Origin of the sequence: Shewanella sp. Scap07 (assembly GCF_013394145.1) — a bacterium.
Classification (GTDB): domain Bacteria; phylum Pseudomonadota; class Gammaproteobacteria; order Enterobacterales; family Shewanellaceae; genus Shewanella; species Shewanella waksmanii.
Genome location: NZ_CP041329.1, coordinates 4,769,342 through 4,781,735, shown reverse-complemented (window position 1 = coordinate 4,781,735; position 12,394 = coordinate 4,769,342). Strand labels below are relative to the sequence as shown.

Annotated in this window: 12 protein-coding genes; 4 read left to right on the top strand and 8 right to left on the bottom strand. The window is 46.8% G+C overall.

Annotated features, from left to right (window positions below):
- The first annotated feature begins 12 nt into the window (after positions 1–12).
- Positions 13–978 (top strand): permease-like cell division protein FtsX, encoded by a 966-nt coding sequence (gene ftsX / locus FLM48_RS21085; RefSeq protein ID WP_028771867.1) that lies wholly within the window; start codon positions 13–15, stop codon positions 976–978.
- 229 nt (positions 979–1,207) lie between these two features.
- Entirely contained in the window at positions 1,208–2,065 is an 858-nt protein-coding gene (rpoH, locus tag FLM48_RS21080; RefSeq protein WP_028771866.1) for an RNA polymerase sigma factor RpoH, read from the top strand.
- Positions 2,066–2,498: 433 nt separating this feature from the next.
- Here rpoH and menE read toward each other — a convergent pair whose 3' ends face one another.
- The 5 genes from menE to FLM48_RS21055 all read right to left on the bottom strand — a co-directional run bounded on the left by menE (position 2,499) and on the right by FLM48_RS21055 (position 8,035).
- On the bottom strand, positions 2,499–3,944 hold the full coding sequence (menE, locus tag FLM48_RS21075; RefSeq protein ID WP_179026021.1) for an o-succinylbenzoate--CoA ligase: 1,446 nt from the start codon (positions 3,942–3,944) through the stop codon (positions 2,499–2,501).
- Positions 3,945–3,946: 2 nt separating this feature from the next.
- Positions 3,947–4,981, bottom strand: coding sequence for an o-succinylbenzoate synthase (menC, locus tag FLM48_RS21070; protein WP_179026020.1), 1,035 nt, complete (start codon positions 4,979–4,981; stop codon positions 3,947–3,949).
- Positions 4,981–5,757, bottom strand: coding sequence for a 2-succinyl-6-hydroxy-2,4-cyclohexadiene-1-carboxylate synthase (menH, locus tag FLM48_RS21065; protein ID WP_179026019.1), 777 nt, complete (start codon positions 5,755–5,757; stop codon positions 4,981–4,983). Before menH ends, menC begins: the two co-directional genes overlap by 1 nt.
- The gene (gene menD / locus FLM48_RS21060; protein WP_179026018.1) at positions 5,757–7,457 is read right to left on the bottom strand and encodes a 2-succinyl-5-enolpyruvyl-6-hydroxy-3-cyclohexene-1-carboxylic-acid synthase; all 1,701 of its coding nucleotides are present in this window, start codon (positions 7,455–7,457) and stop codon (positions 5,757–5,759) included. Before menD ends, menH begins: the two co-directional genes overlap by 1 nt.
- A 143-nt stretch (positions 7,458–7,600) precedes the next feature.
- Entirely contained in the window at positions 7,601–8,035 is a 435-nt protein-coding gene (locus FLM48_RS21055) for an Lrp/AsnC family transcriptional regulator (protein ID WP_028773567.1), read from the bottom strand.
- A 155-nt stretch (positions 8,036–8,190) separates the two neighbouring features.
- Here FLM48_RS21055 and yjeH point away from each other — a divergent pair, with 155 nt between their 5' ends.
- Positions 8,191–9,441, top strand: a complete 1,251-nt coding sequence (gene yjeH / locus FLM48_RS21050; protein WP_028773568.1) for an L-methionine/branched-chain amino acid transporter — start codon at positions 8,191–8,193, stop codon at positions 9,439–9,441.
- A 47-nt stretch (positions 9,442–9,488) separates the two neighbouring features.
- On the opposite strand, the gene FLM48_RS21045 is transcribed toward yjeH, so the two are convergent.
- From FLM48_RS21045 to FLM48_RS21035, 3 genes are all read right to left on the bottom strand, one after another.
- Positions 9,489–10,100, bottom strand: a complete 612-nt coding sequence (locus FLM48_RS21045) for an energy transducer TonB (RefSeq protein WP_179026017.1) — start codon at positions 10,098–10,100, stop codon at positions 9,489–9,491.
- A gap of 282 nt (positions 10,101–10,382) precedes the next feature.
- Positions 10,383–10,841 (bottom strand): TerB family tellurite resistance protein, encoded by a 459-nt coding sequence (locus tag FLM48_RS21040; protein ID WP_179026016.1) that lies wholly within the window; start codon positions 10,839–10,841, stop codon positions 10,383–10,385.
- Between the two features lie 127 nt (positions 10,842–10,968).
- On the bottom strand, positions 10,969–11,487 hold the full coding sequence (locus tag FLM48_RS21035; protein ID WP_028773571.1) for a DUF2780 domain-containing protein: 519 nt from the start codon (positions 11,485–11,487) through the stop codon (positions 10,969–10,971).
- Positions 11,488–11,650: 163 nt separating this feature from the next.
- On the opposite strand from FLM48_RS21035, the gene FLM48_RS21030 reads away from it, so the two are divergent.
- Positions 11,651–12,364 carry a hypothetical protein gene (locus FLM48_RS21030; protein ID WP_028773572.1) on the top strand — a complete coding sequence of 238 codons (714 nt, stop codon included), beginning with the start codon at positions 11,651–11,653 and terminating at the stop codon, positions 12,362–12,364.
- The last annotated feature ends 30 nt before the right edge of the window (positions 12,365–12,394 follow it).

Below are 12,394 nucleotides of genomic sequence, written 5' to 3'. Positions count from 1 at the left end.
GGTAAATAGTTTATGACTCAGCAGCCTCAACTAAACCGCAGCAAGCTCCCCCTATCTGGACGAATAGTGATGTTCTTTATTCGCCATATTCAACATGCCATGGCGAGCATGGGTGAGTTATGGCGTAACCCGTTGTCGTCGTTAATGACCATGGCAGTGCTAGGCGTGAGTCTCAGTTTGCCTGCTGCACTGCAAGTGTTGGTAAAAAATGCCGAGACAGTGACGGCTTCGTGGAACAGCGCGGCAGAGATTTCGCTGTTTATTAATGAAGGCCGCAGTGAGCGAACTATCCAGAGTTTAATCACCCGAATCGAAACCTATCCAGAAGTCAGTGACGTTAACTACATCAACCGTGATCAAGCACTGGAAGAGTTCCAAAGCTTATCTGGGTTTGGTGAGGCATTGGCTTACCTAGATGAAAACCCATTGCCGGCAGTTGTGACTGTGACGCCAAGTTTGAAATATTCCAGTCCGGCTGGTGCTAGACAGCTGCTGGGCAAGCTTGAGCAAGAAGCTGAAGTGAGTTTTGGTCGCTTAGATATTGAGTGGCTGGAAAGACTGCAAGCGGTCGTCAAGCTATTAGAGCGCACGGTGTTGGCCATTGCGGCATTGTTGGTGCTCGCAGTGGTGCTGGTGATTGGGAATACCATTCGTTTAGCTATCATGAATCGCCGCACTGAGATTGAGGTCATGAAGCTGGTGGGCGCCACTGAAGCGTTTATTCAGCGTCCTTTTTTATACACAGGTATTTGGTATGGCGTGATTGGCGGCATATTGGCTTGGATGATTATTAATTTACTTGTGTGGTACCTCGATGGGGCATTGGCTGAATTACTTGGCTTATATGGTAGCCAGTTGCAAATGCAGGCATTAACCTTTACCGAGCTTGGGCAATTGGTTGCTTTAGCATCGTTTTTAGGTTGGTTGGGCTCCTACCTTTCGGTCCGCCAACACCTTAGAGCCATCGAGCCTTCGTAGGGTTAATTTGCCCTTAGATGAACTATTTTTCATTTGCAAAGTCTATTAAATTGCGCAAAATCTAATTTGTGATATCGCCGACGGTTGACATCACCGATGAGATCGCCGATAGTTCATCAGCTTGGCTCCAATGAAATGATTATTTTGAGCCACACAGCATGGGTGTCATCAACACTTCATGTGACTAAGCTAAGTTTAACCCAGTAGTAAAATGAAAGTAGGAGCGTTAATGACAAGTCAAACGCAATCAATGGCACTGATGGTACCCCAAAGCTCTAGCAGCTTAGAGGCGTATATCCATTCTGCTCACAACATCACTATGTTGGAGGCGGAGCAGGAGTATGAGCTTGCAAAACGTTTGCAAGAGACCGGTGACCTGCAGGCTGCGAAGCAGTTGATTATGTCTCACTTACGGTTTGTCGTTCATGTGGCGAAAGGTTATTCGGGATATGGTCTGCCGCAGGCGGATTTAATCCAAGAAGGTAATATCGGCTTGATGAAAGCTGTTAAACGCTTTGACCCAGATGTTGGGGTGCGTTTGGTTTCATTTGCTGTGCACTGGATTAAAGCTGAAATTCACGAATACGTATTGAAAAACTGGCGTATTGTTAAGGTGGCTACCACTAAAGCCCAGCGTAAATTGTTCTTTAACCTTCGTAAGGCGAAAAAGCGTCTAGGTTGGTTTAGTGATGCTGAAGTGGGTATGGTTGCTGAAAGCTTAGGCGTATCTAAGTCTGATGTGACTGAGATGGAGTCGCGCATGGCGGCCCAAGATCCAGCATTTGATTTAGCCAGTGACAATGATGACGACCAAGACTATGCTCCCATGCATTACTTGGAAGACCATTCATCAGATCTTGCTGCTCAGGTTGAAAACGATAACCTAGAAGCCAATAACCAAGCGCGATTATTGTCTGCGATTAAGACATTAGATGAGCGTAGCCAACATATTTTGCAAGCTCGCTGGTTAAATGATGAAAAGACCACATTGCAAGAATTGGCTGAAACCTATCAAGTGTCTGCTGAACGTATCAGGCAACTTGAAAAAAATGCCATGAATAAGCTGAAAGGGCGAATGGAAGCCTAATTAAGCTATATTTTGCGCCTAAGTACTGAATCTAAAAAACCTGCCACTGGCAGGTTTTTTGCTATTTGGCTGCTGGTGGTGAGGCTAATACCAATCAGCATAAAGATGTGATTGCTCAGCGAGAGTTTATCGCTTTTGAGACAAGGTCATTAAATGCTCCTCGGTAACTGCTCCTGCGTTACTCTACCTCCTATATCCCTATAGTCGTGCATTAATGACATTCACCACATCCATGTGGCTTGCAACGAATTAAGGGCATAGTTACTCTACGTCCAAGTTCGTTTACACAGTATCAGAAGCGCTAAAATTCGCCCTTTGGGAGCTTTTTTGGCTGCCTACTTCTTCGTTGAATAACTTCCCAATAGAACCACTATTACTTAAGTTATTCGTCTCGAACTAGTTTGCCAAAAATAGCTCTGAGTAGATCACTTTCTTATGCCGATTGGTATAATACGGCAGCGATTATCGCTTTACGCGATATCTTTAACCCTGTTTGCGGCACATTAGGCCAAGGCGAGTAATGTCGTGGGCGCTTAAAGCGGGCTATTTTGGCTTGCAGAAATTGATCCAATTGAGATTGCTCAATAGCTGAGGCTGCAATGGGGCCTTTTACTATGGCGGCTGGTAACCAGCCAAATCGGTCATCTTCAATTGGATAGACAATGGCGTCATCAATCAATGGGTGACAACATAGCGCCTGTTCAATCTCTTCAGGTTGAATGTTCTCACCACCACAGATAAACATATTGTCGCTCCGACCTAAAATATGCAGTTGGCCATTATCCAGCCACTCGCCACGGTCTTGGGTATCAAACCAACCTTCGGCATCGACAGGGCAGTACCAGCCTTGTTGACCTTCAGCATTGTCTTGCGGATACAGATAGCCTTTAAACAGGGTTTCACCTTTCACGTAAATGCGTTGCTCAACCAGTTTGAGTTGCCGATAGCTCAGTAGCTCACCACTGCCGTGAAGGTTGGCATCGCCAGTGGTAATTTGCGAGCTCATCTCTGTCATACCGTAACTGGTATAGGCGCTACAGCCTAGTTGTTTTAATTGCTGGGTTAAGCTAGTTGCTACCGCTCCGCCACCGAGTAGCAGCGCTTTTAGCGATTTAACCTGTTGTGGATTGTCAGCTAATAACTTAATGAGCTGCGCGGCTACCAATGACAAATGCGATAGGGAAACCGCTTGTAGCTGCTCGGCGAGGCTGGCTGTCGGTATTGGCAATACTACAGCCGCTCCCGCTACGGCGCAGCGATTCACAATCGCTAGTCCACCGATATGAAACAGCGGCAATGACAGCAGCCAGGCATCGCCGATACTCAGGTCAATGAGCTGCGCCGAGCCACGGGCACTGGCGACATGATTGTCCATGCAGTGCACCACACCTTTAGGCGTGCCGCTTGAACCAGAGGTTAGGATCACATTGCTACCACGTTGCCAGTCAAACTGACCCGCGTCGTTGGCCGTTGATCTGTTGTCGGCAGACAAGTCGATGTCGACTGTAGTGCTATTTTTAGGCCGCAGTGACAGATATTTCAGACTGGTCCAGCAATATTGATAGTGATATCTGTTGGCTAAGTCAGTGACTTGTTGTGCTGGAAATTTGGCCGAAATAGGGCAAAACAGTACGCCTATCTCAACACAGGCCCAATACAAGATGATTTGTTCTAGGGAGTTGTCATCTGTCACCATGAGGCGGCTATTTAGCGTTAACCCTTGCTGACTCAATTGCTGCGCGACACTGAGCACTTGTTGGCTTAATTGCTGATAACTTATCGGTTGATAGCTCGCGCTAGCCGCATCCCAATATTGCACTGCAACTTGGTGTGGCCATCGCTTTGCAGCTTGATGCAGTGGCGATATTGCGCAGCTCATCTTTAAGCGCCTGTACTTGCCAAAGGGGTGAGCTCTTCAAAGCCTAAACAGGGTTTGCTGCCAGTGGCGATAATAATATCTTGGCTAAATGGCGCCAAAGTATCGATGCCCGGGGCTTGGTCTGGGCTTAATTGCACGCTTAAATCTTTGAGCATGTCTATTCCGAGGCTTGATTCTAAACTGGAGCTGAGGATGACGTTGACGCCATGTTCATAGGCCACCGAGGTCCATTGCTGTATTGCTGTAATATCCCCAAGTAACATAGGTTTAATGACAACAGCAGCTAGTCCGTTTAAGGCGGCAAATTGGTAATCAGCACTATTGAGGGTTTCATCGAGTGCAAACGGCACATCGACCGCTTGGTATAGGGCAATATTATCTTCGATGCAGGCGCAAGGTTCTTCAATATATTCAATTGCGGCTAGCGGTAAGCAGGCGATGAAATCGATGGCATCGTTAAGAGCAAAGCCTTGATTGGCATCGAGTCGTAAGCGCAGATCGGGTCTGACGGCCAAAATGCCATGAATCATGGTGATTTCATCTGTCATTGCCATTTGAGCCACTTTAACTTTTACACGAGTGATGTCATCTGGGAGCTGGCGAACTCTCTCTTGCAGCGCAGTAAGCGATTCATCATTGGCTTGGTAAAGCAGTGGGATAGCAATGGGTGTTTGTCGGGCTTTGGGTAACTGATTAGTGAGCTTAGCATGCAGCATACTTAACCCATAGCCTAACGAAGGCAACTTAGTTGCTGCCGCAGCGGATTGTAGCCCTTCGACACCTTGTTCGGCCAGTTGCGGCAACAGATGCAGCAGCTGCTGTTCCACCTCGGTGAGGTTTTCTTGGCTAAAGTCCTTTATTGGCTGGCCATCAATATCGACACCTGATAACGGTGCAATTTCGACATAGTGGCGTTGCTGTTGATAATCTGCGGCTAAAACTAAGCCGTGGCGCTCGTTGATACGTTGTGCAGCAACAGGTAAGTCGCGCGACAATGGCACATGATAGCGAGCTAGGTGCAGCGTCAGAGAAGTCATCAGGCGTCCTTAAGTAACTGAGCTAACAATGTTTGGTTAAACAAGGTTGGCTGGGCAAGGTGGGCATTGTGGCCCGCCGCATTAATTATGTGCATGTGCAGTTGGGTTTGCTGCTGCCAGCGTTGCCCTAGGGCAAGAAACTTAGCATCTTGATCGCCCACATAGAAATGGCTAGTTCCGATAATTGAGTCAACAACAGTCATTAAATCTTGTTGATTAGCTAATGAGGTGGCGCGATACATTTGTGCTAGTGCATGTGGGTCATTCGCGCTGCGGCGAGTCACTAAGTCGCGACGTTGTTGCTCACTGAGCTCGGCAAACACGCCCTGTTGATACCAAAGCTGTAGAAATTCAGCTATCGGCAGGGTGGCGAGTTTTTGCGCCCATAATGCATCTGATTGCGCTCGTGCCTGTCTATCCTGCTGGTGAATTAACCCTGGATGGCACGACTCTAAATGTAAACTTAAGATCTGCTGCGGCGTGCGCTTGGCAATGTGCAAAGCGATGCGGCCTCCGAGTGAATAACCAAGTAAATGAAACTGGCTAACCCCGAGTGCGTGTAAATCAGCCAAAAGGGCGCTGACCACATCATCAAAGCTATCAATGTTGCGTGGTGGGTGATGACCATGGCCAGGCAGGTCGATACAAATACAGTAAAACTGCTCGCTTAACGCCGCCACTGTAGCTTGCCAGTCCTGCTGACTACCCAGAAAACCATGCAACATGACAAGGGCGGGCTGTTGGCGTTGGCCAAAGCAGTTTATATGAGTTGCCATCAGTGTTGTTTTATCCAGCTAGCAAGGCGGGCAATTTGCTCACTGGCCTGATGTTGGCTGACGCTGACTTCAATGACGGAGGTGCCTTGATAGCAACTGGCTTCGCGATATACCGCCTTAAAGGTGTCAATGTCATCGACTTGGTTATAGGGCAAACCAAACATGGCTGCCGCATAACCAAACTCTAGCCCATGGGCTAAGCGGTAGTAGTCACTGCGCAGCTTTTCGTCCGGAACGGGCAGTAAATTAAAGATATTGCCGCCGTCATTGTTGAGTATTACCACAATAAAAGGACCCTGGCATTGCTTAGCAATCGCCAATGAGTTGAGGTCGTGTAGCTGTGAAATATCACCAATAATCAGTGTTGTGGCCTGATCTTGGTGCTGACTAATACCACAGGCTGTTGCCAGCAAACCATCAATGCCGCTGGCGCCACGGTTGGTGTATACCTTGGGCCAAGCCGGACTTATCGGCGCAAACATATCATAAAGCCGCACGGGTAAACTATTGCCAATAAATAGTTGTTCACAGTGCTGACTGATATGACGCACTACCGCTGCTTCACCAAACTCACCGTGATCGATCTGTTGCTCAAATAACTGCTCCATAGTTTGATTGAGCTGGGTAAGACTAAGCGCCCACTGAGCTTGTGATGAACGTGGCCAAGGCAGTTGGCAGAAATGGGCTAACTCAGATAGCCAAACTTGCTTGGTATTATGGTGCGGATCTAAACGTTGTTGATGGGGTAATACTTGCCAGTATTCTTTCCATTTCTGCTCATCAATAAAGCTCATTAGGCGTTTAGACAGTAAACGACCACCGAAAACCAATACTTTTTCTGCTTGGCGCAGCAGTGCGGTTGCTTTGGGCTGGTGCAGTAATTGATCAATGTGACCGATCACTGCTGGATGCTGCCGCAGTTGTGATTGGGCATCGGCCACAATCGGCCACCCCAGTTTTTGCGCCAGCAAGACCAATTGTTCAGGGTCACTTTCCGGCGCTAAGGTGCCAGCCACAATCACGCCTTTAGCGTGAACAAATCGCGCTAGCATATCATTGGCAGGAGTGGCTTGTGTTGGCTGCGTGACATATTGGCTGTAGGGCGCATGACCATGTTGCCAATTGCCTAAACTGGCAAGGTAGTCAGTAAAGTCACTGCTCATTTGACTCGGATACAACGGCTCTCGATACATACAGTTAATATGTACAGGCCCTGATGTGCTCGCGAGCGCATTGTCTACACTGGTCAATAATACTTGCGGGGCAATACTTAACTCTGCGGTGGGGAGGTTGAGCTGCACTGCATAGTCGGCAAAAATTCCTGTTTGATTGATTGCTTGATTGGCACCGCAATTAATTAGCTCTGGAGGCCTATCTCCTGAAAGGACAATCAAAGGCACTTTAGTGAGCCAAGCCTCAACAATAGCCGGATAAAGGTTAGCCACCGCAGTACCTGAGGTGGTGATAATCGCAACTGGTGCTTTGCTGGCTTTCGCCAAACCGAGTGCTAAGAAGCCCAAACCGCGCTCATCAAAATGCAGGTGTTGTTTTAGTTTGGTTTGTTTCGCTGCCGCGAGCGTGAGCGGCGTTGAACGTGAGCCGGGTGCAAGGCAAACATGTTTGGCGCCCAAACGAGCCAACTCTTCTAAAATTAGCGTGCCCCACAATAGGTTGAGCTCAGCGGTCTTATTGATCTGCATAGTATTTACCTAACTTATTGACCTAGTAAGTTTAACGTTATTTTGGCTCTAGGAGTATGCCTAAGCGTGTTTTTACTATGGCAGTGTTGGACCGTATTGTGTTTTATAAGGTGTGGCATGACTTGTTCGGGTGAATCTTATGTCTAACTACTGGCCTGATTGTCAATCCACTCACTCATTACCACATGGGTTTTGATTTTTATGATGTCGGTTTGGGCATCGATATACTCGCGAATTTCGTGAAGACGCTTCATCGAACTCGCGCGCACGTATACGAGTAAGTCCATATCGCCAGTGATGCCGCGGCAGGTGATGATCTCTGGAATGGTCTGAAATACATGAACGACATCGGCACAACGAGGGCAGCGATGTTGTATTTCAAAATAGGCCGATACCCCTTCTTTTTGTGACTCGCTCAATAAGACTTGATAGCCACGAATAATGCCGCTTTGTTCTAGCTTTTTGATCCGCTCTGATACCGCACTGCGAGAAAGATTCACCGAGTCAGCAATGTGGGAGATACTGTGGCGAGCATTTTGTCTTAGGGTGGCGATAATTGCTTTATCAAACTTATCCAATGATTTTTCCTATCAAAATCCGGCAATTTGTCGGTTTAAGTTATTAAAGCCGTCAAATTGTCGGTTGTTAATCTGTTTTTGTAGGTCAACTCCAACAGAATGTTGCGGTGACTAGATCTATACTAGCGCAATTGAACACTAGAGCGGTATTCGTTATGACACATATTCAAGGAAACATTGGACGTTGGCAAGGCGCTGGATTAATGGCCACCACTTTGCTTGGTACTGGGGTATTTATTTTGCCGCAAATGACCATCGCCACAGCTGGCATTGGCGCCTTATGGGCGTGGATTGGCTTAACTATTGCGATATTGCCGGTCACTTTGGTGTTCGCTCGCCTAGCAGGTGTCTTTCCTCATGCCGCTGGCCCCGCTTATTTTGTCGAGCAAGCGTTTGGTAAAATTGCGGGTCGCACTATTGGCTTGATCTTTCTCTTGGTGGTACCACTTGGTGCACCTGCTGCTATTTTGATGACATTTCAGTTCGTTAATGAACTCGTGAGTCTATCGGGTCTTTATCAACTGCTAACAGAGTTGTGTTTGTTACTACTATTGTTGCTATTGAACCTACGTGGTATTCAGGTTTCTGCCAAACTGCAATTTGCGCTAACGCTGGCAATTGTGTCTGTGGTGGTGGCGATGTTTGGTAGCGGTGGTGCCAATATTGCGGCACTGGAAGTTAATGTCAGTAAAGATTTTGATTTGAGTGTGGTTATGGCCGCTGCTGGTATCGCTTTTTGGAGCTTTTTAGGTGTAGAGGCGATGACCCATTTAGCCAATGACTTTAAAAACCCACGTGCTGATATGATCCCAGCGATGATGATCGGTACTGCATTGGTGGGTTTAGTGTATTTAGCCTGCACGCTATTGTTGTTATTTGTGCCGCAAGGTGAAGGATTGGCCATGGTGCGCGCATTTGATGAGTTGCTCGGCGGCTATGGAGCACAAGTGATTGGCGTACTCGGCATTGCAGGCGGCTTAGCGACCGTGAATGTGTATACCGCAAGTGTGGCCAGGCTAATCTGGAGCTTTAGCCGTGAAGGAGTGCTGCCAAACTACTTTGATAAGCTCAATCAACATCAGGTGCCAGTGCGTGCGCTTACCACGGTTTTGTTAGTCATGGCGGTGGTGATCACGTTGACCCACCTAACTGGGCAAGAGTTAGAGCATCTGATTGCTTGGACTAACGGTGTATTCGTGATTATCTATCTTGCTGCGATGTTAGCCGCGATTAAGTTATTGCGCCGCCGCTATTTGCCTTTAGTGGCCATGGGCGTGTGCTTCTGTCTATTGTTGATGGTGGCTCTGGGTCAAAATATGTTGTACGCCTTGTTGTTAACAACGGTTGTATCGACTGCGCTAATGGCTAGAAAAAGACACCAACATCGTCGATGCCCTCAGCCTTAGGGGCTGTTTAAATAAGGCCCTTAGTATTGTAACCAAGGGCCTTTGGGTTAAATCATTTGGTCGAGTTTAAAATCAAGTTGGACGTGCTGATTGCCTTGGGGGACCGCTTGGCCGTTTTCAATTTTTGGCTTGTACTTCCACTTTTTAATGGCTTGTATTGCCGCACGATTGAAGATGCGCTTGGGGTGCGCCTCAACGACAGAGACATTCTCGACGCTGCCCGAGCTTGATATATCAAAATTGACAATGACATAACCTTCCTTACCTCGTTGAGCAGCATCAATGGGGTATTGTGGTGATATCTGAATCACCGGCAGTGCTTGTGCGTCTGTAGCTTGCCTACCTTGATAATTTATTGTGGGTGTAACCATGGACGGCATAGTTACCGCAACGGCCATAGTATTATCATCGGTTGGTTGTAATTTAGGGATAGATGGCGGTGCAACAGCGGGTTTCGGCGGCGTTAAATCGTAGGTTTTTTTCTCAGGTGGAGACTCGTCTGGGATAAAACTTAAGTTAAATTCAGGTGCCTTGGCAATTTCGCCAGGCGGTTGATGTTCGATATTGATTAGGCTTGCCATAAAGGCAAACAGGGCCAAGGTAATAATACCGCCAAATAGTGCGGTGAGAGTGGGTTTTAGTAGTGCAGTTCTGCTCATAATCGTATCCTTACATTATGTACTCAGTCGCAGCTTTGAAGTTTTTTTACTTGAAAGTTTGCTCATGAGTAGAAGAAACACACTTTTACATTTAGCAGTGTTTTGTTACTCCCGCTAGTAATAGTTTGATTTTTATTCGGTTTATTTCATATTGATAACAAGGTTGCAACCTTGTGTTTACAGGTGCGGTGGGTAAAGCCTAGCGGCTAACGAAGCAGATCTTAATGCGGTGCTAAATATGCAAGCTAGGCTCTTGAAACATGAGCCTGTAATAAAGGACGTTTATTGGCTGCGTTGTGTCTCGATTGCTAAGTTACGCATCTGAATCAGTTCACTGTGTTTTAGGTACAATAGCTCTGCCGTGCGGCGCACAATTTGATCTTCATATTGGCAGAGTTGACCATCTGCGTAGGCCAATTGCCACATTGCTAAAATGAGTTTTTGTTTCTGCTCAACGCTACATTGTTGGTTAATCTCTTGGGTAAATTCGTACAAAGAGGTGGCATTGCCTTGAATCAATTTCGCCTCATTAATTAACTCATTTGCCTCATCGATAGAAAGTTGCATGGATGAAGTCAGCAGCTGCGGCAATAGATCGGCTTCATTATCACTCAGGGTTTCGTCAGCATAAACGACTTCCAGCAGTAAACTCACAGCGGCAAGGCGTAATTGGCGCTCTTGCTCTTCTGGGGTGACCGCTTCGGTGTGAGAGGTCAAAAATTGCTTTAGTTTCGCTAGCATAGATAGGTACCTATTCGCTGTGACAATGATACTGATGGGTATTAGAGTCCGATAAAAAAGAAGAGTTCATCATAATCGCTTAGGATGAACTCGATTTAATCTTAGCTAATGCCGTCTTTATAGTGGTTTATAGCAGTGCGCCTAATCCCTGCATCAGTAAATCGGTGGTGCCGGCACCGGCCGTTTCATCCACATAGCCTTTGAGAATATCTACCATAGGTGCGGCGAGCTCTTTTGATATACCGAGCTGTTCAAAAGCATCGTAAACCTGAGCCCCACCTTGCAGCGAGCTACCTAAATCACCGGCTTTAGCGAGCAAACCTGACATACCAGAGTCACTATCCACTTCTGGTGCGGCAGCAAGTAGACCGTCAATGCCCGGTATCGCTGCGGCAATGGGACCAAATTGATCACCACCTAAAGTTGACTGGGCCAAAGATAATAGGCTGCCTAATCCACCTTCGGCTTGATTTTGATTGAGACCGAGTTGCGACATGACACTATCGACGAGTCCACTTGACTGGCTGTCAGTCACCTCAGTTTTACTCTCTTCTTTCTTGGTTAAATCATCAAACCAACTCGCGTGCGAGGGAAAGGTTAGAATTGTGGCACTGATTAGTAGTGCAAATGCAGCAGAAAGTCTCATTGTTTGCCATCCTATGGTTACAACATCTAAATTAGCGAACCATTCTAGCGTAATTTGTCACACAGTTTGCAGTTATTTTATGACATCAGTTGTGCAAAAAAACTCAATTTTCGGTATCCTGTGCGACTTACTACATTGTTTTAATTATTTATTGGAAAGACACATGTCATTGTCAGCGATATTAAGCGAAGCGTTTAATTTCTTTCGCAATCATATTAGCCAGTTAGCGATACTTACTGTGCCTATTCTGTTTGTCCAAGTCGGCATTCAGTTATGGATTGGAATGGAAATGGCCAATGCCGATCTAGAAAATCCTCAGTTTGGTGCGCCGCACATGGCGGCCATGATGGCATTGTTATTGGTATTTTCACTGTTGATTGCAGCTTTGACGCTGTTTTTAGAGCTGCGTTCGCAAGGGCATGACCCAAGCACTGGGCTTATTTTAAAAACCAGTTTGAACTTTGTGCCGGGCTTATTGCTTGCTGGTGTGTTTTCAGGTCTAGCCATTTTAGCGCCGGTGATGTTATTCGCAGCGTTTGGCCCATTGTGGCTCATTGGTTTGACGTTAAGTATCTATATTTTTGCGCGCCTAGCCTTCGTTAATTTCATGGTAGTGGTAGAGCGCCTTACGCCATTAGAGGCGATAAAAGGTAGCTTTAAGTTCAGTGGGCCAATTGCGTTTAAAACCCTAATGGTGTTGATGCTCTATATCCCGCTGTCGCTATTAGGCGGCACGTTTTCGCAGATAGCTCAAAGTGCTGGCTTTCCGGTGCAGCTTATCGTTGAAGTCGGCTTTGCGTTTATCGGCCTATTCGTCAATGTGGCCCTGTTCCGCTTGTATATGGTGTCGCGTCCATCTGTGGACGAGCAAGTGTAATTAACGCTGAAACTTGTGGGTTTGTCGCTA

Excerpts from the sequence above, each read along its gene's own strand:
- FLM48_RS21045 (WP_179026017.1), bottom strand. The coding sequence starts at position 10,100 with ATGAGCAGAACTGCACTACTAAAACCCACTCTCACCGCACTATTTGGC.
- yjeH (WP_028773568.1), top strand. The coding sequence starts at position 8,191 with ATGACACATATTCAAGGAAACATTGGACGTTGGCAAGGCGCTGGATTA.
- menE (WP_179026021.1), bottom strand. The coding sequence starts at position 3,944 with ATGAGCTGCGCAATATCGCCACTGCATCAAGCTGCAAAGCGATGGCCA.
- ftsX (WP_028771867.1), top strand. The coding sequence starts at position 13 with ATGACTCAGCAGCCTCAACTAAACCGCAGCAAGCTCCCCCTATCTGGA.
- FLM48_RS21035 (WP_028773571.1), bottom strand. The coding sequence starts at position 11,487 with ATGAGACTTTCTGCTGCATTTGCACTACTAATCAGTGCCACAATTCTA.
- menC (WP_179026020.1), bottom strand. The coding sequence starts at position 4,981 with ATGACTTCTCTGACGCTGCACCTAGCTCGCTATCATGTGCCATTGTCG.
- FLM48_RS21040 (WP_179026016.1), bottom strand. The coding sequence starts at position 10,841 with ATGCTAGCGAAACTAAAGCAATTTTTGACCTCTCACACCGAAGCGGTC.
- FLM48_RS21030 (WP_028773572.1), top strand. The coding sequence starts at position 11,651 with ATGTCATTGTCAGCGATATTAAGCGAAGCGTTTAATTTCTTTCGCAAT.
- rpoH (WP_028771866.1), top strand. The coding sequence starts at position 1,208 with ATGACAAGTCAAACGCAATCAATGGCACTGATGGTACCCCAAAGCTCT.
- menD (WP_179026018.1), bottom strand. The coding sequence starts at position 7,457 with ATGCAGATCAATAAGACCGCTGAGCTCAACCTATTGTGGGGCACGCTA.
- menH (WP_179026019.1), bottom strand. The coding sequence starts at position 5,757 with ATGGCAACTCATATAAACTGCTTTGGCCAACGCCAACAGCCCGCCCTT.